Here is a 17482-nt window from a genome sequence, read left to right as displayed (position 1 = left end):
CGAAGGGGTTTGCTCTAGGGTTTCGGCTATCCACTGAAGATACGCATTATCAGGAGCCGAGATGCCATCGAAGCCTCGCCGGGTCACCCAGCGCGAGATCGCCGAGATCGCGGGCGTCAGCCAGACCACGGTATCGGTCGTGCTGAACGATCGCGACGGGAAGAACGTGCGGATCCCCGCCGAGACGCGGGCCCGGGTGAAGCAGGCCATCGAGGAGCTGACCTATGTCGCAGACCCGGCCGCGCGCCGGCTGGCCGGGATGGACAACCAGATCATCGGCCTGTTCACCTACGAGCCTGCGCTCTCGCCGGAGAGCATGGACTTCTACGGGCCCCTGCTGAACGGGCTGGAGCGCGCTGCTGAGCAGGTCGGCTGGGATCTCCTGTTCTTCACCTCCTCACCGGTGGAGAACGGCACCCGCAGTCTGTTCCACCGCAAAACCCGGCTCCGGCTGACCGACGGTTGCGTGCTGCTCGGTCAGCAGATGGTTGCCTCCGAGCTGGAGCGACTGGTCGCCGAGCAGTTCCCGTTCGTCTGCATCGGGCGTCGGGACGAGACCGCGGCCGCCGTACCGTATGTGGCGATCGACTACATCACCCCGGCCAACGAGCTGATGGACCAAGCGGCGGCCGGTGGGCATCAGCAGGCGCTGTATGTGCACCGCGGGACGGATACGCCGACCGCGCGCGACCGCCGGATCGCCGTTGAGGCCGCGTCTGCAGAGGGACGGCTGTCGTTCCTGCTGGTCGGCGAGGAGCGCATTCCCGAGCTGCCGCGGTTGGCTCAGGCGACTGGTGCGACCGTGATCCTCGGTGAGGACGCGTTCCTGACCGAGGATGTCGTGCACTCGCTGACCGCGGGGGGCATCTCCGTACCGGATGAGATCTCGGTGGCCGCGCTCGCCGAGGTGCGAGGGCATCGTGTCGAGGGACGCGCGCTGGCCGGCTTCCACGTGCCGAGGGAACGCCTGGCCGCTGAGGCGCTCGACCTGCTGCAGTTGCTGATCAGCACGGAGCCGAGCGAGTGGCACACGCTGGAGATCCGCCGGCTGCTCCTGGCCGAGGTGCGTTCCAGCGAGACGATCGTGCCAAGAAAGGCCCAAGCATGACCTCGGCTGCGGCCAAGCTGATCACGACGGAGGTCGCGATCATCGGCGGTGGGCTGGGGGCCGTCGCCGCTGCGCTCGCGTTGCTGCAGCGCGGGCGGCGCGTGGTGCTGACCGAGGAGTACGCGTGGCTCGGTGGGCAGCTGACCTCGCAGGCCGTGCCGCCGGATGAGCACATCTGGGTGGAGCAGTTCGGCATCACTGCGCGCTATCGAGCGCTGCGGGAAGGCATCCGGACGTACTACCGCGACAACTATCCGCTGTCCGCGTCCGCCCGGATCGACCGCGAGCTGAATCCGGGACGCGGTCGCGTCAGCAAGCTCTGCCACGAACCGCGGGTTGCGAACGCGGTGATCACCGCCCAGCTGGCGCCGTACCGGTCCAATGGGCAGTTGACCGTGCTGCAGCCTGTCGTGCCGGTGTCGGCCGAGATGAACGGTACGACGGTGCGTGGGGTGACGGTCGTCGATCTGCGGACCGGGGCCGAGACGGAGATCGTGGCCGAGTTCTTCCTGGATGGGACTGAGACAGGCGACCTGCTCCCCATGACCGGTACGGCGTTCGTCGTCGGAGCCGAGAGTCAGGCGGACACGGGTGAGCCGAGTGCGCCCGAGGTCGCCGATGCGGGGAATGTCCAGTCGATCGCCTGGTGCTTCGTGTTCGACCACGTGGCGGGGGATCACACGATCGAGCGGCCGGTGGACTACGAGTACTGGCGCTCGTTCGAACTGCCGTACTGGGGCGCACCGATGTTGTCGTTCACCGCCCCGAACCCGCGCACGCTGGTGCCGGAAGAGCGGACCATGCATGTGAACCCGGAGTTCGACGCGACCGGAGATCCACGCATCGATCCGGGTGACCGGGATCTGTGGATCTTCCGCCGGATCGCGGCCCGCAACACGTTCGCAGAGGGCTTCTACGACAGCGACGTCGTGCTCGCCAACTGGCCGCAGCTCGATTATGTCGGCGGCTCGATCATTGAGTTCGAGGACCGAGCTGTGCACCTGGCGGCTGCGAAGGCGCAGTCGCGCGCCTATGTGTACTGGCTGCAGACCGAGGCGCCGCGGCCGGATGGAGGACACGGCTGGCCCGGGCTGCGGTTGCGCCCGGACGTGGTCGGGACGGACGACGGGTTCGCCCAGGCGCCGTACATCCGGGAATCGCGGCGGATCAAGGCGCTCACGACCGTGCGCGAGCAGGACGTGTCGATCAAGGTCCGTGGGTACGGCGGGCCGGCGCAGTTCGAGGGTTCGGTCGGGGTCGGGATGTACCGGATCGACCTGCACCCGTCGACCGGGGGCGACAACTACATCGATGTCGACTGTGCGCCGTTCGAGATTCCGCTGGGCGCGCTGGTGCCGGTCGCCACCCAGAACTTGTTGCCTGCGGCCAAAAATATCGGCACCACCCACATCACCAACGGCGCCTACCGGCTGCATCCGGTCGAGTGGAACGTCGGTGAGGCCACCGGGGAGCTCGCGGCGTTCTGCCTCGACCACGGGCTGAGCCCACAGCAGGTCGCGACCGATCCGGACCTTGTCACGCAAGTTCAGCACCGGCTGACCGAGGCCGGAGTGGAACTCCACTGGCCCGAGATCGCCGGCTACTAGACCCGAAGGATCTTTCTGATGACTACAAGGAAGCTGCTGGGCACGGTCGCCCTGGTGACGGCCGCCGCCCTGACGGCCTGCGGAGCACCCGCCACCGAGACCGCGAACAAGGCCGCGGACGCGAAACTGCGGATGACAGTGTGGACCTCGAACGAGGCCCAGCTGAAGCTGCTCAACTCGATCGCCGATGCCTATAAGGCCGAGCACCCGAAGGTTGCCTCGATCACCTTCGAGAGCCTGCCGTTCGCGGACTACAACACCACGCTGACCACCCAGATCGCCGGTGGGAACGCACCCGACCTGGCCTGGATGGGTGACATCTCCAAGGACCTGATCGCCGCCGATGCGCTGGTCGGGCTGACCGAGCCGTTGAAGGCGACGGAGGGCTGGAAGTACGACGACCTGGTCGACAGCGCGGCCAAGGAGTTCAGCAAGGACGGCACGCTGTATGCGTACCCGTTCTCCAACTCGCCGTTCGCCTTGTACGTGAACACGGACCTGCTGGCGAAGGCCGGGCAGAAGATCGATCCGGCCAAGCTGACCTGGGATCAGGTCGCCGCCGCGGGGGCCGCCGTCAATGCCAAGACCGGGAAGGCCGGCTTCGTCGTCCGCGACTTCGACTACAAGTCGTGGAACACCTTGGCCACGGTCTGGACGGGCTGGGGCGCCCAGGCGTGGAGTGCGGACGGGAAGACCTGTACGTTCGCCAGCCCGGAGATGCAGCAGGCGTTCACCTTCCTGCACGATGCCGCGTTCAAGACCAAGGCGATGCCTGGACCAGGGGTGACTGCCGACTTCTTCGCGGGTGATGCTGCCTTTACGGTGGCGCAGGTGTCCCGCTCGGCGCTCCTCACCGGTTCGTTCAAGTTCGGTCTGTATCCGCTGCCGGCCGGCCCGAAGGGCAAGTACTCGGTGATCGGCCAGGCCGGTGTCGGAGTGCTTGCCTCCAGCAAGCAACGCGACCAGGCCGTGGACTTCCTGAGCTACCTGTCGAACCCGGAGAACGCGGCGAAGCTGGCGCAGTTCTTCCCGCCGCCCCGCAAGTCGCTGCTGACCGGCGCCCAACTCGCTGCGAACAACAAGGTGCTCAATGCCGCCCAACTGCAGGCTGCGGTCGTCGACCAACTGCCGAACGCCGTCACGCTGCCGAACCACACCAGCCCGGCCGAGATCGCCCAGAAGGGCAAGACCGCGCTGGACGCGCTGTGGACGGCCAGCGCCGATATCCCCGCCGTTCTGAACTCGGTCTGTACGGCGATCCAACCCGTCCTGGCAAAATAGTGTCGTCGGGGATTGGAGTGTCGTCGGGGATTGGAATGTCGTACTGGACAATCCGCCGGCGGGATGTGCTCACCGGCTACCTGTTCATCCTGCCGCAGCTGGCCGGAGTCGCGGTGTTCGTGCTGCTGCCGGTGGGGATGGCGATCTGGTACAGCCTGAACGACTGGAACGTGTTCACCGGCAAGCAGACTTTCGTGGGGGCCGAGAACTATGCGGCGCTGGCCGATGATCCGCAGTTGCCGAAGGTGCTGGGGGCAACCGCCTTGTTCTCCGGCGGAGTCGTCGTACTGAACATCGCGCTCGGCCTGCTGCTCGCCGTACTGCTGAACCGGAAGTTTCGTGGGGTGACGTTCTTCCGGACGGTGTTCTTCTCACCGGTCGTGGTGTCGGTCGTGGCGTGGACGTTGGTCTGGGGCTTTCTGCTCCAGGACAACGGCGGGATCAACGGTCTCTTGGGAGGGATAGGGATCGATGGTCCGAACTGGTTGCAGCACGGCGACACCGCGATGATCTCGGTCGTGTTCACGCAGGTGGTCCGAAGTGTCGGCGTGAACATGGTGCTGTTCCTGGCCGCGTTGCAAGGCGTTCCGGGGGAGCTGTACGAGGCAGCCCGGATCGACGGGGCGAGCAGCCGCTCGGTGTTCGGCCGGATCACGTTGCCGCTGATCTCGCCGACGATTCTGCTCACCGTCATCGTCACGGTGGTCGGGGCACTGCAGTCGTTCGCACAGATCGCCGTCCTGACGGCAGGTGGGCCGGAGCTCTCGACGACGGTGCTCGTGTACTACGTGTTCCAGCAGGCCTTCAAGTTCAACGACATCGGCTACGGCTCGACGCTGGCGCTGATGCTGCTGAGCTTCGTGATGGTGCTGACCTTGCTGCAATGGCAGCTGCGCCGGAAGTGGGTGTTCTATGAGGAGTAGGCGCGTTCTACTCGTCCTTGCGCTGGCCGTGCTGGCGATTCCGTTCGTGGTGCCGACGGTGTGGATGGTGGCCGCCTCGGTGAAACCGCTGCCGGAGATCTTCGCGGCTCCGCCGTCGCTGTGGACCAAGCACCCGACACTGGCCGCGTACGGCGAGGCGTTCAGCTTCCAGCCGTTTGCGCGCCAGTACCTGAACAGCGTCTACATCGCCGTACTGGTCACGTTGATCACGCTCGCGGTCTCGGCCTTGGGCGGATATGCGTTCGCGCGGATCAAGTTCCCTGGCGCGAATGCGCTGTTCCTCGTCGTACTGACCGGGCTGTTGGTGCCGAGTGAGGTGACGATCGTCCCGCTGTTCCAGATGTTCAAGCGGGCCGGGATGATCAACACCCACTGGCCGCTGATCCTGGTCACCGCGCTGGCGGCGCCGTGTGTGCTGGCGACGTTCATCATGCGGCAGTTCTTCATCGCGCTGCCCGTCGAGCTCGAGGAGGCGGCTCGGCTCGACGGGCTCGGCCGGCCCGGGATCTGGTTCCGGATCTGTCTGCCACTGGCCAAACCGGCCCTGTCGGCAGTGGCGATCCTGACGTTCCTCGCGTCCTGGAACCTGTATCTCGAGCCGACCGTGTACATCACCTCGCCGGAGTTGTTCACGTTGCCGCAGGCGCTGACGAGATTCACTGACGCGTACGGCGGCCAGATGTGGAACACGCAGTTGGCCGCCGCCACGATGACCGTGCTGCCGATGCTGGTCGTCTTCGTGCTCCTGCAGCGTCAGTTTGTCGAAGGGTTGGCGCACTCAGGCCTCAAGTGAAGTCAGGAGTCCCAGATCGGGCCGAGTGCGGGGATGCCGAGCTTCTCCATGCCGTGTACGACGGTCCAGGTGAGCTTCCGGTTGGACACGCAGATCACGGCCTCGGCGTTCGACGACTCGTACGCCGAGTAGGCCAGCTTGACCATGTCGGGTTTGCCGTCGGCATCGGTGTCCCAGATGATCGCGTCCGGCTGGGCCCGCATGATCTCGTCGACAAGCGCCTGCCCGTAGGTCTTCACGGGGTTCCGTGTCACCCAGACCAGCTGCATCGGGACCCGGTTGGCGAGGATGTGCGCCAAGACCGGACCGATTCCGCTGCCGGTGACGACGTACACGACGCGGTTGAAGACGCTGCCGTAGTTCGCCATCCCGGCCGTTGCGATCCCGCGGACCCAGATGTGCGACGGCGGATTGTCGATGAAGTAGCTCGTCCAGTCACCGGCCCGCGAGATCGCCATCCGGAACCCCGGTGCGCCAGGCGTCGGGATCACGGCGAAGCTGTGCCACTGCTTGAATGGATGCCGCGCGATCGACCGGGTCGAACCCGCCATCGGCCGGTAGCGGTTGCTGCTGACCAGTGCGACGTGCGACGACGGCCGGATCACATCGACCGGGATCCGCCGCAGCAGCGTCCACGGGAGCAGCGAGCTGACCGTGGTGATGGTCAGTACGACGATCGTCGAGGCGCTGCCGAGCTGGATCGCGCTGATCCAGAACAGCGCGGACAACGCCCAGCCGCCGAACCGGTGCATCCGCTCGAACAGGTCGTGGTGCTCGGTCCGGAACTTCGGCCGCGAGGTCATCACGATCGCGAACAGGAGCAGGGACTGCAGGCAGTAGGTGACCTGCAGACCCGCATCGACCTGGCCGATCGCGATCACCGTCAGCGCCCAGAACCACAGCGTCCCGCAGATCGCGCCGCCGACGTGCAGCCCGCCCAAGTGGTAGCCCTTGGCAAGCGTCCAGCGAATCTTGAGCGGCCACGACTTCGGCACCCGCATCACCAGCGTGCACAACGCATTCACGAAGAACTGCTGGCGGATCAGAATGCCCAGCGCAAAGTTGATCTGCGCAATCAACGCGACATTAACGACCGATCCCCACCAGCCGTTCCCGATCCCTACTCCGAGCAGCACGGCATTGGTCAGAACGACCAGCAGAGTCAGTCGGTGGCTCTGCATCAGCCTTGGATGCTTGAGAATCCGCCGTGCCGCCGGCAGCTCGTCAGGTAATTGGACATGCGTCAGTACCGCGCTCATTGAAATTCCCCCAGAACTTCACGTCACCCCGTTGGTAACCCGTGAGACGCGGAGCTCCCCGATTTGGTTCGTTTCGTCAGTGCGCGAAGAAAAGGAGATCGGCGGCTCCGGAAAGGATCAGGCGCCGGTCCTGAGCGGCAGGTGCCCAAGCAGGCAAGAGATTCAGGAGCTCGCCGGTGTCGCGTTGCCCGTTCGGGAGGTGCGGCCAGTCGGAGCCCCAAAGGAGGCGGTCGGGGCGGGTGGCAACGAGGGCGGCGCCGAGTTCCTGGATCGAGCTGAGTGGTTTGTCCTTGGCGATGCGGTAGGGGCCGGAGAGTTTGATCCAGCAGTTGCCGTTGTCACGGAGGACGGTCAGCAGGCGGTCGGCGTCGGCGGGGGTGAGGCCGTCTTCTTCCTTCATATAACCCATGTGGTCGATCACGTACGGCTGGTCGAAGTCGGCCAGGAACGGCAGGAGATCGCGGACCACCCAACCGGGTGTGTAGAACTGGAGGTGCCAGCCGCGTGCCGCGGTCCGGAGTGCCATCCGGCGAACGTAAGCGATGATTCCGGCGGTCGGCTGCTCGGCGCGGGCGAACAGATCGAGGCGAATCGCCCGTACGCCGACGGCGTCGTACCGGTCGAGTTCGGCGTCGGTGATGTCTTCCTCGACCCGGACGACGGCCCGGCAACGGTCGCCGACCCGGCGCAGGACCTCGAGCGCGAGGCTGTTGTCGGTGGCGTAGAAGGTGGGTTGGACGATCACCATCCGGTCGATGCCGAGGTAGTCGGTCACCGCCAGGTATTGGTCGAGCGTGGCGTCGGGGAAGGTGTAGAGCGGGTTCGCGACATGCGGATAGCCGGGTTCGAAGACGTGGAAGTGCGCGTCGCAGCTGCCGGGCGGGAGCTCGAAGGTCGGCGCGGTGTTGGACGACGCCAGACGCATGGGCAGGGTTTGCAGAGCAGTCATGCGGACACCTCGGTGAGCGAGCGGAGGACGGACTCGGCGCGGGACTGCACGGCCGAATAGAGCAGGTCGGTGTCCATGCCGGTCACGACGAGCGGGCAGACACCGAGCTGGGCGAGCGATGCGTACAGGACCGGATCGGCGACTCCGCCGAGCATGAAGAGCTTGCCGTGGTTGGCGCAGGCCTTCGCGACCGTGCCGACCGCCTCGCGGACGAGCGGATGGTCGTACTGCCCGGCAATCCCGAGCTCGGCAGTCAGGTCGTTCGCGCCGAGCGACAGCATGTCGACGCCGTCGATCGCTGCGATCTCGTCGGCGTTCGCGATCCCCAGCGGCGTCTCGATGAGGATCTGTACGACGGTCGCCGAATCGAGAGTGGGGTTGAGAACCCCCGCCGGGGTCGGCCGCATTCCGAGCGCCGGAACGCTGGAGAGTTGGGAACGCTGTCCACGGGGAGGGAAACGGCACGCTCGTACGACGGTCTGCGCCTCCTCGGCGGTCTCGATCCGGGGCGCGACGACACCTAGCGCGCCACCATCGAGGAGTCGGCCGATGGCGCCGTACTCGCGTTCTGGAGTCCTGACGAGCGGCATCACGCCGAGATCGGCGGCGAGGGCGCAGATGCCGGCTGCTGTGTCGATGGGCATGGTGGAGTGTTCGAGGTCGACCAGGATCGCGTGGTGGCCGGTGGAGTGGGCGATCCGGGCGATATCTGTGGTGCGTGAACCGCGGATGCCGAGCATGAGAGTCGGCTGGCCGTTTCGGAGCCGGCCGAGGAAGTCGTTACCGGCGCTGGTTTGCTGGACGAATCTGTTCATAGACCACCTTCTGGATGGCTAGTCTCTGGGGCTGCGCCGAAGAACAGCGCGGCCATGTCGGGGCGGGCGAGGAGTTCGTCGGCCGGTGCGGCGAACAGGACTTGGCCGCGTTCCATCACCACGCCGTGGTGGGCGAGCTTGAGGCCGAACCGCACGTTCTGCTCGACCATCAGGACGGTGACGCCGAGCTCGTTCATCGTCTGGGTGCTCTCGAAGACGACCTCGCAGGTCTTCGGGTCGAGGCCGAGGGTCGGCTCATCGAGCAGGACGACGGATGGGTTCGTGACGAGGGCGCGGGCGAACTCGACGATCCGGCGCTGACCGCCGGACAGGTCGGCGGCCTTGTCATGGGCTCGCGTGGTGATCACCGGGAACGCCTCGGCCAGTTCGTCGAGGCGCTTCTTCAGGCGACCGCGTTCGCTGCGGATCAGGTAGCCGCCGAGGAGCATATTGTCGCGGACCGTGAGGTTGCCGAACAGTCCACCTTGCTGCGGAACCTGGGCGACCCCCGCTGCCAGGACCTCGGCGGGTGACAGCGCGTGGACAGGCTTTCCATCCAGCAGAATCGTTCCCGCACTCGGCCGGAGCAGGCCGCTCAGGACGCGGAGCAGGGTGGACTTGCCGGCGCCGTTCGGTCCGACGACACAAGTGATCGCGGCCCGCTCGACGGTCAGCGTGACCCCTTGCAGGACGTCACCGCCGCCGTACCCGGCACGGACGTTCTCGAACTCGATCATGGTCGCGGTCCCGTCGTTGGTTCGAGCACGAAGTCGTCACCCAGATAGGCCTCCAGTACGGCGGGATCGGTGCTGACCGTGGCCGGGTCACCGGAGGCGATCACCTTGCCGTGGGCAAGGACCGTGGTCTGGTCGGCGAGCGCGAGGACGAACTGCATGTCGTGCTCGACGATGACGAAGGTCCGGCCGGTCGCGTTGAGCGAGCGAATCAGCTCAGCCAGGCGCTGGAGCAGGGTGGGGTTGATACCGGCCGCCGGTTCGTCGAGGAGGATCACGGCTGGGTCGAGCATCAGGAGCTGCGCGAGTTCGACCAGTTTGCGTTGGCCGTAGGAGAGGTCGGTCGCGGCGGCGTCCACGTACTCGCCGAGGCCGACGAACTCGAGCAGTCCGGTCGCTCGGGCTGCCTCGGCGCCCGAGACCGCGGAGTGCACGAGGCGGCGGGGTTCGAAGCGATCGTTGACTGCGGCAACGTTCTCCAGCACGGTCAGGCTGTCGAAGAGCCGGGGAAGCTGGTAGGTCCGGCCGATACCGGCGAAGGCGCGGCCGGTGCGGTCGAGTTTCGCCAGCGACTTGCCGTTCAGGACGACGTCGCCTGCCGCCGGCTCGTAGGTGCCGTCGATGACGTTGAACAGGGTGGTCTTGCCTGAACCGTTCGGGCCGATCAGCGCAGTAATGGAACCGGCCGGTACGACGATCGATGCGTTGTCGAGTGCCTTGACGCCACCGAACTGCACGGTGACGCCGTCGACTCGCAAGAGGTCGGTGCCGGGGGCAAGCGTGCGACTGCTCATCGGCGCGACAGGCAGCGCCGTACTGGCTAGACGGGCGCCTGCTTGCGCGGTGCGGCGGTCGAGGAGGCGGGCGACCGACGCGATGATGCCGCGGGGCAGGGCGAGCGTGACGAGCAGCAGCAGCCCGCCGAACATGATGAGACGGAAGGCTCCGGCATCAACGCCGCCGATCGAGGTGTTGGTCACCTCGGCGAGCGGCACGATGATGAACGCGCCCAGGACCGGACCCCAGACGGTGGCTCGTCCGCCGAGCAGGACCGCGAGCACCACCTGCAGGCTGAGGACGATGTCGAACATCGTGCTGACCGTCAGGAAGCTGACGTAGTAGCCGTAGATCGCGCCGGCCACGCCGACGAGCACCGCCGACGCCATGAACGCGAGGCTCTTGTAGATCGGCGCCGGGACACCGATACCCGCAGCCTTGTCCTCGTCGTCGCGGATCGCGACCAGCCCGAGGCCGAACTTCGAGCGGCGGATTGCGCTCGTCATCGCCACGCTGAGCAGCAGGAGTGCGAGGAGAGCGTAGTAGAACGGCCAGTTGTGGAAGCGCACATCCCAGTCAGGCAACGGCATCAGCAAGCCTTGGCTGCCGCCCGTCAGCGACGACCAGTTCCGCACGATCAGGCCGAGCAGTTCGAGCATCGCGTACGAGACGATCACGAAAGCCACACCCCTCGTACGACGCGTGACCCAGCTGAGCGCCAAGGCGACGAGGGCGGCGGCGATTCCGCCGAGTGGTGCGACGAGGAACGGCGAGACCGCCCACTGGCTCGCGAGAATACCGGCCGTGTAGGCGCCGACGCCGATGAATGCGCTGTGCCCGAGACTCACGTACCCGGTGAGCCCCGACATCACGTTCCAGCCCGACCCGAGCACACCCAGCAGGAACGTCAGAATCAGCACGTTGTGGATGTAGGAGCTCGGTGTCAGGAACGGGATGGCCACTGCAGCCAGCACACCCAAGCCGATCAGCCATCGCTTGGGGACTCGTCGACGAGGTGCAGATGTTTCGGCGCTCATGCCCTCGCTCCGTCCGCGCGGAGCTTTCCGCCGAGTAGACCTTGGGGGCGGACGAGCAGGATCACGATGATGAGGATGTACGGGACCGCGGTCGCCCAGCGCGTATCGACGTACGAGGAAGTGAGCGCCTCGCCCAAGCCGAGGATCGCGGCCCCGAGAGCGGCGCCCAGGAGGCTGCCCAGGCCGCCGAGGATGACGACGCAGAGGATGCGGCCGATCCAGACGTAGTGGGAGTCGGGGACGAACTGATAGATGACCGAGAGGGCGGCGCCGCCGAAGCCGGTGGTGGCGGCGCCGATGGCGAACATCTGGGCCATCGTGCGCTCGACCTCGATGCCTACCAGAGCGGCGCTGTCGCGGTTCTCGGAGCAGGCGCGGATGGCACGGCCGAGGAAGGTGCCGCGGAGGAGACCGTAGAGGGCGCCGAGGATGGCCAGGGCGCCGGCGAAGGCGTAGAGCTGGGCCTGGGGGATGACGACCGAGCCGAGCTGGAAGGACGTGTTGAAGTAGCTCGGGGTGGCGGAGCGGACCTCGGTGCCCCAGATGAGCGCCATCACTCCACCGGCGGCGATGGCGACTCCGAATGAGGCCACCATCGCCAGTTCGTGGTCGATGCGGTGGACCCGGGCGATGACCAGGCGGTAGAGGACGCGACCAACGACGTACATGACCGGCGTGATGATGACGCCGACCAGCAGCGGGTCGATGCCGGTGCGGTCCCACACCCACCAGGAGAGGAAGGCCGCGAGCACGATCATGGCGCCGTGGGCGAGGTTGATGATCCGCATCACGCCGAAGACGAGGCTGAAGCCGGAGGACATCAACGCGTACACGCCACCGACCAGGAGGCCGAGGATGACGGTCTGGACGAGGAGCGTCACGAGCCGCTCCAACCCGGTTTGACGAACAGTACGTCGGCCGACGTGGCCGCCGACTTCGGGCTGACGATCTGGAGTTTGCCGTTCTGGAACTGGCCGAGCAGCATGTCGCCCTGCGGCCGTCCGGTCGCGTCCCAGTTCAGCGGACCGACGACGGTCTCGACGGTGTTCTTGTGCAGCCAGTCCGCGATGGCGGTCTGATCCAGCTTGCCGACAGCCTTCACAGCTGTGGCCAGGACTTGCCCCGCTGTATAGGAGTTCGCCGCATCTTCGCTCGGCGCAGCCTTGAACTGTTTCGTGTATCCGGCAACGAACCCGGCGTTGGACGGGTACTTCGCCTCCGGGCTCCACGCCAGGTAGGTGAAGATTCCCTCGGTGCTGCTCGCGCCGATGGACTTCGCGAACGACGGGTCGGTCGGGGTGTTGAGTTGGTAGAACTGCTTCGGGGAGAAGCTGACCTTCTGGAACGAGCGGATGAGCGAGATTCCGTCACCGGCGATCGAGCCGTTGATCACCAGGTCGGGTTTCGCCTGCTTGATCGCATTCGCGATCGTGTCGAAGTTCGATGTGTCCGGTGCGTAGGTCTTGTTGTAGACGGTCTTGACCCCGAGCGCGCCGAGCCGCTCGCCGAAGAGCTTGGCCGCCTGGGTGGTGTTCGGGTCGTCCAGCTGGACCAAAGCCAGCGACTTCGGGCGTTGGTCGGCCGGCAGCCCGGCGATCAGGTCAACGAAGCGGTCCGGCAGCTTCTGCGTCGTGGCCGGCTGTGCGAAGAAGAGGTACTTGAAGTCCCGCGCGAAGATCTCGTCGGCACCGCCCGAGGGCTGGACGTAGACGTACTTGTACCGCTCGGCGACCGGCGCGACGGCGATGTTGAGGTCGGAGGAGAACGTCCCCAGAAGCAGGTCGACCTTGTCCTGGGAGATCAGCCGGGTGTAGTCGGAGATCGCGGTCTGCTGGTCGAAGCTGTCGTCCAGCACCTTGAGTTCGACCTTGCGACCGAGCAGGCCACCCGCCGCATTCAGTTCGTCGACCCAGTACTGGTAGCCCTCCATCCCGGGCTTGGCGCGGTCGGCGACCGGCCCGCTGAGTGGAAGAGACATGCCGATGACGATCGGCTCGGTGCTGGTCGCTTGGTCGGCCGGCTTCTCGGCGGCCAGGCCGCAGGCGGTGGTCAGAGCGAGCAGCGCGACGAGGGCGCTGCCCGTGCGTAGGCGGTTGACTGGACGTCTCATGATGCCTCTCCTTGGACACTGCAGAGGGGATACGGCTCGCCGTCCAGTCCCGGGACGAAGAGCTGGGCCGGATTGTTGCCGTTGTCAACGAGTTGCCGGGCGGCGAAATCGGTGATGGCTCCGGAGAGCAGTTGGCGTGGATCCTCGAGCACGAGCCGCAGCCGCGAGGTCAGTGCGAACCAGTCCGCCGGGCCGTCGATGGCCGGTAGCTCGCTGATGGTCGCCGTACCGGGGCGGATGCGTTGGCCGCCGGTACGCGCTGGTTCGAAACGGGGGTAGCCGGCGAACATCTGCTCGCCGAGTTCGGTGGTCGCGCGGACGCCCGACCACAGCCGCCGGTACTCCGGTTCGAGTGCGGCGACCGCATCGAGATTGCTGCCGTCGTACGTCGGGAAGACGGGAGCGTGGGGAGCGATCAGCAGGCTGGTTTCGGGGAGCCGGTTGCGGGAGGCGGCGCTGATGATGCCGGCGACGCTGTTGCTGTCGCGGGTGACACCGGCGGTGGGACGGCCTTGGCGGCCGGCGATGATCACCATCGTGTCCTCCCAGGGGAGCCCGAGGCCGTCGAACCAGGTGATCAGCCGGTGGCCGAGATCCATCCCGAAGAGATAGAAGGTCGCGACCATGATGCGGTTGAGCGAAACCGGTAGCTCGTCCGACGGACCCTCCAGCGCATCGCGGCGTACGGTCTCTGCGGTCAGGGACGACGGATTTTCGAGCGCACGCTGGAGGAATCGCTCGGTCACCAGGCAGGCGTGGTCGATCATCGCGGCGATGGCGGGTTCGCGGCCGGCGAAGCTCTTGATGCCGACGAGGTCGCGCCAGAGCTCGGGTGAGTTGGCTTCTCGTGTCTCCTGCGTTGCGGCTAGCAGTTCTGCTGCGCCGGCTGGCCAGGGACCGTCGGGGTCGAGCTCCTTGATCCTGGCCAGGGTCGCGAGCGCGGGACCGAGGTGTGAGACGGCGGTGAGCTCTTTGAAACCGCGGGTGGAGAGGCGGAAGCCTTCGATCGTGGGCTCGGCGCCGTTGCCGGGGTAGAGCGCGAGGTCGCCGTGGGTGGCGACGATCAGCGGGGCGGCGGCGTACCGGCGTTCGGAGGCGAGCGTGAGTTGGCCGCCGATGCTGCGTGGCGAACCGGTGTAGGCGAAGAAGAGCCGGGCAAACGCGGGTGACTCGTAGCGGTCCATCATCAGTCCGCCAGCCGGTAGATGACGGTCTCTCCTGCGAATCTGATCTCGGCGCTGAGCGAGTTCGAGACGGCGAAGACGATCCCGTCGTCGACGCTCAGCACCTCGGCGTCGGTGCCGCCGGTGGTCGGGAAATCGGCGAGCAGCTCGAAACCGTCGCGCCACTCGTAGAGCTGCGAGGTCAACGACGGTTGCGGATCGGCCGGCGTACCGAGGATGAAGTTGATCCGGATCAGGTAGGTGTGTCCGTCGTGTTCGACGATCGTGAGTTCGCGGGTGCCCAGTCCGTCGAGCGTGCCGTTGGCGGCGAAACGGTCGCCGTCCCAGCGCAGTACCGATGGTGGTTCGCTCAGGCCCGCCACGATCAGGTACGTCGAGAAGGTGGCGAAGGCTCGGCCGGTCCGTGCGAGCAAGGGCTGGTGCGGCAGGTACTGGGAACCGGTCCACCGGTAGAGAACGCTTTCGCCCACGTGATCGGCGTGCGCGAGGAAGTGCTGATCCGCCAGCTCGAACGCGTGCCAGTTGTAGGCCCACTGCGAGGGGATGGTCTGGAACTCACCGAACTTGCTGCCGTCCCACTCGAAGATGACCGAGTCGCGATTGCGGCCCTCGAAGTGGGGGAGGGCCAGCCCCTGGGCCAGTCCGAGGAAGTGCCGGTCGCCGATCGTCCAGTGCTTCCACTGCTTGGCGGCGAAGGCCGGGATCGCCTGGAACAGCTCGAACTCGGTGCCGTTCCACTCGTAGATGAACGAGTCGGTGAAGTACCCGTACGGGCCGGAGCCGGTGCGGATACAAGCGACTGCGAGGAAGGACCGATCCGCGATCGTGAAGAACTCCGCGTCCTCACCACCGGGTGCGGGCAGGGTGGCGAACGCGACGTACTCAGCGCCTTGCCGCTCGAGGATGAGCAACTCGGTGTTGCTGTCTCCGGCGTTCATCCCGGCTGCTGTCCCGGGCACGTCGTACGCGAGTTGCGGGATGGCGAGCAGTTCCCGGCCGTCGATCGCGAAGGCTTCGACGGCGCGAGCGCCCGAAGTGGGGATGCGCTGGAGTTCGCTCAATTTACGGGCCATAGCTAAGAGAACAAGCTCTGTCCCACGCGCAGCAATAGGCGTAGGTTGACGCTTGAGGTCATGGAGCGTTAACAGAGGTGACGCATGCTCGATACAGCGAAACTGCTCGTCCTGCGGGCCGTGGCCGAACACGGCTCGATCGCCGGTGCTGCCCGCGAGCTCGGCTACACGCGTTCGGCGGTGTCCCAGCAGATGTCGGCGCTGGAGCGATCGGCCGGAGTCTCACTGCTGATTCGCGGTGGCAAGACGGTCACGCTGACGCCGCTCGGTCGCCGGCTGATCGAGCACACCGAACGCATCCTGGTCGAGCTCCGCGCCGCCGAGTCGGCGCTGCGGCAGCCCGGTGGGGTGGCGGGCCACCTGAAGATCGGCATCCCGTTTCGTGAAGGTCCGCCGATCATGAGCACGGCGCTCACCAAGGTGCGCCAGCGTTATCCCCGGCTCGAGATCTCACTGGTCGCGATCAGCGACCAGCAGGGCGCCGAGGAGGTGAAACGCGGCCGGCTGGACGTGGTCATCCTCTCGACCTTCGGCGCCGGCCCGCCACTCCCCGAGCCCGGCTTACGGCAATGGATTCTCGGGTGTGATCCGCTGAGTCTGTGCGTGCCCGCCAAGCACGAGTTGGCCGAGCTGGAGAGCTGCCGGATCGAGCAGCTCCGCGAAGAGCCGTGGATCGTCTACCAGAACCATCCGTTGAGCACGGTACTGCTCGGCCTCTGCTCCGGGTCCGGCTTCCGGCCGCGGGTGGCCGCCACGGTCGGCGATGTCGCGACTGCGTTGGGTCTGGCGGGCGTCGGCTGGGGTGTGACGATCGCGCCGGATCTGACGCCGGGTGCGCCGGAGAGCTCGATCCGGCGGGTGCCGCTCGAGGCTGTCGATGCGAAGCGGTACAGCGTGGTGGTGTGCCGCGACGGTGAGCAGGAGATCCCGGAGATCGACGCGGTGGTGACCGCCGTGCACGCGGTCACCACCCGACAGGTCAGTCCTTGACCGCTCCGGCCAAGCCCTCAATGAAGTAGCGCTGGAAGAAGAGGAAGACGGCAACGATCGGAACCATCGACAAGGTGACCGCGGCGGCGAAGCCGGACAGGTCGACGCTGTACTGCTGGGTGAACGCGCGGAGGCCCACCGAGACGGTGCGCAGTTCGGGATTGCCGAGGGTGAAGATCAGTGGCACGAAGTACTCCTGCCAGCTGGAAGTGAAGCCGAGGATCGCAGTTGTGGCGATGATCGGCTTGGCCAGCGGGAAGATCAGCCGGAAGGTGCGGAAGAAGCCGGCCCCGTCGATCGCGGCCGCATCGAACAGCTCCTGCGGAATCGCGCTGAAGTAGCCGCGGAACAACAAGGTGCTGAAACCGACGCCGCCGGTGAGGGCGAGCAACACACCCCAGACGGTGTTGAGCAGCCCGATGGTCTGGATGAGCTCGAAGATCGGCAGCACACTCGTTGCCGTCGGCATGAAAAGGAACGCAAGGATCAGTACGCCGATCACTCGGCTGCCGGGGAACTTGTAGCGGGCGAGCGTGTACCCGGCCAGCGCTGACGCAATCACGGTGATGGCGGTGCTCGCCGTACTGTAGAAGACCGAATTGAACAGGTAGCGGCTGAAGTTCGCTGTCGTCCAGGCGCGGCCGTAGTTCTCGCCGGTCCAGTGTTCGGGCCAGAGTTTGAAGCCCGCCGTGTACATCTCGTTGGAGGACTTGAACGACGAGAAGACCGGCCACAGGAACGGGTAGAGGTAGATGAACGAGACGGCCAGCAGGACGACGACCAGCAGGACCGAGCGTGGAGTCCATCGTTGGGTGCGCATG

The 17482-nt window shown here is 66.3% G+C and carries 16 protein-coding genes; 6 read left to right on the top strand and 10 right to left on the bottom strand.

Going from position 1 to position 17482, the window contains the following annotated elements:
* Positions 1 to 61: 61 nt before the first annotated feature.
* The 5 genes from E1263_RS01090 to E1263_RS01070 are packed head-to-tail and all read left to right on the top strand — an operon-like array spanning position 62 to position 5733.
* Positions 62 to 1108, top strand: coding sequence for a LacI family DNA-binding transcriptional regulator (locus E1263_RS01090; RefSeq protein ID WP_132164323.1), 1047 nt, complete (start codon positions 62 to 64; stop codon positions 1106 to 1108).
* Positions 1105 to 2715, top strand: coding sequence for an FAD-dependent oxidoreductase (locus tag E1263_RS01085; protein ID WP_238161016.1), 1611 nt, complete (start codon positions 1105 to 1107; stop codon positions 2713 to 2715). Before E1263_RS01090 ends, E1263_RS01085 begins: the two co-directional genes overlap by 4 nt.
* 18 nt (positions 2716 to 2733) lie before the next feature.
* Positions 2734 to 3996, top strand: coding sequence for an ABC transporter substrate-binding protein (locus E1263_RS01080; protein WP_202868661.1), 1263 nt, complete (start codon positions 2734 to 2736; stop codon positions 3994 to 3996).
* 35 nt (positions 3997 to 4031) lie between these two features.
* Positions 4032 to 4919, top strand: coding sequence for a carbohydrate ABC transporter permease (locus E1263_RS01075; RefSeq protein ID WP_132164319.1), 888 nt, complete (start codon positions 4032 to 4034; stop codon positions 4917 to 4919).
* Complete coding sequence (locus E1263_RS01070) at positions 4909 to 5733, top strand: carbohydrate ABC transporter permease (RefSeq protein WP_132164317.1); 825 nt, start codon at positions 4909 to 4911, stop codon at positions 5731 to 5733. The genes E1263_RS01075 and E1263_RS01070 overlap by 11 nt, the downstream gene beginning before the upstream one ends.
* A 2-nt stretch (positions 5734 to 5735) precedes the next feature.
* Here E1263_RS01070 and E1263_RS01065 read toward each other — a convergent pair whose 3' ends face one another.
* The 9 genes from E1263_RS01065 to E1263_RS01025 form a co-directional block, all read right to left on the bottom strand.
* Positions 5736 to 6914 (bottom strand): ferredoxin reductase domain-containing protein, encoded by a 1179-nt coding sequence (locus tag E1263_RS01065; protein ID WP_238161015.1) that lies wholly within the window; start codon positions 6912 to 6914, stop codon positions 5736 to 5738.
* Between the two features lie 154 nt (positions 6915 to 7068).
* Positions 7069 to 7941 (bottom strand): amidohydrolase family protein, encoded by an 873-nt coding sequence (locus tag E1263_RS01060; RefSeq protein ID WP_132164313.1) that lies wholly within the window; start codon positions 7939 to 7941, stop codon positions 7069 to 7071.
* Positions 7938 to 8756 carry an HpcH/HpaI aldolase family protein gene (locus E1263_RS01055; RefSeq protein WP_132164311.1) on the bottom strand — a complete coding sequence of 273 codons (819 nt, stop codon included), beginning with the start codon at positions 8754 to 8756 and terminating at the stop codon, positions 7938 to 7940. The genes E1263_RS01060 and E1263_RS01055 overlap by 4 nt, the downstream gene beginning before the upstream one ends.
* A complete protein-coding gene (locus E1263_RS01050) occupies positions 8753 to 9493 on the bottom strand; it encodes an ABC transporter ATP-binding protein (protein WP_132164309.1) in 741 nt (246 codons plus the stop codon). Before E1263_RS01050 ends, E1263_RS01055 begins: the two co-directional genes overlap by 4 nt.
* Positions 9490 to 11304, bottom strand: a complete 1815-nt coding sequence (locus tag E1263_RS01045; RefSeq protein WP_132164307.1) for a branched-chain amino acid ABC transporter ATP-binding protein/permease — start codon at positions 11302 to 11304, stop codon at positions 9490 to 9492. The genes E1263_RS01050 and E1263_RS01045 overlap by 4 nt, the downstream gene beginning before the upstream one ends.
* Positions 11301 to 12185 carry a branched-chain amino acid ABC transporter permease gene (locus tag E1263_RS01040; RefSeq protein WP_132164305.1) on the bottom strand — a complete coding sequence of 295 codons (885 nt, stop codon included), beginning with the start codon at positions 12183 to 12185 and terminating at the stop codon, positions 11301 to 11303. The genes E1263_RS01045 and E1263_RS01040 overlap by 4 nt, the downstream gene beginning before the upstream one ends.
* Positions 12182 to 13414 carry an amino acid ABC transporter substrate-binding protein gene (locus tag E1263_RS01035; protein ID WP_132164303.1) on the bottom strand — a complete coding sequence of 411 codons (1233 nt, stop codon included), beginning with the start codon at positions 13412 to 13414 and terminating at the stop codon, positions 12182 to 12184. Before E1263_RS01035 ends, E1263_RS01040 begins: the two co-directional genes overlap by 4 nt.
* On the bottom strand, positions 13411 to 14598 hold the full coding sequence (locus tag E1263_RS01030) for a DUF5624 domain-containing protein (RefSeq protein WP_132164301.1): 1188 nt from the start codon (positions 14596 to 14598) through the stop codon (positions 13411 to 13413). The genes E1263_RS01035 and E1263_RS01030 overlap by 4 nt, the downstream gene beginning before the upstream one ends.
* Positions 14599 to 14600: 2 nt before the next feature.
* A complete protein-coding gene (locus E1263_RS01025; RefSeq protein ID WP_132164299.1) occupies positions 14601 to 15671 on the bottom strand; it encodes a hypothetical protein in 1071 nt (356 codons plus the stop codon).
* Between the two features lie 84 nt (positions 15672 to 15755).
* On the opposite strand from E1263_RS01025, the gene E1263_RS01020 reads away from it, so the two are divergent.
* Positions 15756 to 16661, top strand: a complete 906-nt coding sequence (locus tag E1263_RS01020; protein ID WP_132164297.1) for a LysR family transcriptional regulator — start codon at positions 15756 to 15758, stop codon at positions 16659 to 16661.
* Here the strand turns inward: E1263_RS01020 and E1263_RS01015 are convergent.
* Positions 16651 to 17481: a carbohydrate ABC transporter permease gene (locus E1263_RS01015; protein WP_132164295.1), complete on the bottom strand. Its 831-nt coding sequence runs from the start codon at positions 17479 to 17481 to the stop codon at positions 16651 to 16653. The two genes, E1263_RS01020 and E1263_RS01015, sit on opposite strands and share 11 nt — an antisense overlap.
* Position 17482 lies beyond the last annotated feature (1 nt).

Origin of the sequence: Kribbella antibiotica, assembly GCF_004349055.1 — a bacterium.
GTDB lineage: Bacteria > Actinomycetota > Actinomycetes > Propionibacteriales > Kribbellaceae > Kribbella > Kribbella antibiotica.
The sequence above is the reverse complement of the archived record's forward strand: the minus strand, read 5'-3'. Positions and strand labels throughout refer to the sequence as shown.

Bases quoted from the DNA above. Each gene is read 5' to 3' on its own strand.
- E1263_RS01060 (WP_132164313.1), bottom strand. From the start codon at position 7,941: ATGACTGCTCTGCAAACCCTGCCCATGCGTCTGGCGTCGTCCAACACC.
- E1263_RS01020 (WP_132164297.1), top strand. From the start codon at position 15,756: ATGCTCGATACAGCGAAACTGCTCGTCCTGCGGGCCGTGGCCGAACAC.
- E1263_RS01055 (WP_132164311.1), bottom strand. From the start codon at position 8,756: ATGAACAGATTCGTCCAGCAAACCAGCGCCGGTAACGACTTCCTCGGC.
- E1263_RS01090 (WP_132164323.1), top strand. From the start codon at position 62: ATGCCATCGAAGCCTCGCCGGGTCACCCAGCGCGAGATCGCCGAGATC.
- E1263_RS01015 (WP_132164295.1), bottom strand. From the start codon at position 17,481: ATGCGCACCCAACGATGGACTCCACGCTCGGTCCTGCTGGTCGTCGTC.
- E1263_RS01070 (WP_132164317.1), top strand. From the start codon at position 4,909: ATGAGGAGTAGGCGCGTTCTACTCGTCCTTGCGCTGGCCGTGCTGGCG.
- E1263_RS01025 (WP_132164299.1), bottom strand. From the start codon at position 15,671: ATGGCCCGTAAATTGAGCGAACTCCAGCGCATCCCCACTTCGGGCGCT.
- E1263_RS01075 (WP_132164319.1), top strand. From the start codon at position 4,032: ATGTCGTACTGGACAATCCGCCGGCGGGATGTGCTCACCGGCTACCTG.
- E1263_RS01065 (WP_238161015.1), bottom strand. From the start codon at position 6,914: ATGCAGAGCCACCGACTGACTCTGCTGGTCGTTCTGACCAATGCCGTG.
- E1263_RS01045 (WP_132164307.1), bottom strand. From the start codon at position 11,304: ATGAGCGCCGAAACATCTGCACCTCGTCGACGAGTCCCCAAGCGATGG.
- E1263_RS01030 (WP_132164301.1), bottom strand. From the start codon at position 14,598: ATGGACCGCTACGAGTCACCCGCGTTTGCCCGGCTCTTCTTCGCCTAC.
- E1263_RS01050 (WP_132164309.1), bottom strand. From the start codon at position 9,493: ATGATCGAGTTCGAGAACGTCCGTGCCGGGTACGGCGGCGGTGACGTC.
- E1263_RS01035 (WP_132164303.1), bottom strand. From the start codon at position 13,414: ATGAGACGTCCAGTCAACCGCCTACGCACGGGCAGCGCCCTCGTCGCG.
- E1263_RS01085 (WP_238161016.1), top strand. From the start codon at position 1,105: ATGACCTCGGCTGCGGCCAAGCTGATCACGACGGAGGTCGCGATCATC.
- E1263_RS01080 (WP_202868661.1), top strand. From the start codon at position 2,734: ATGACTACAAGGAAGCTGCTGGGCACGGTCGCCCTGGTGACGGCCGCC.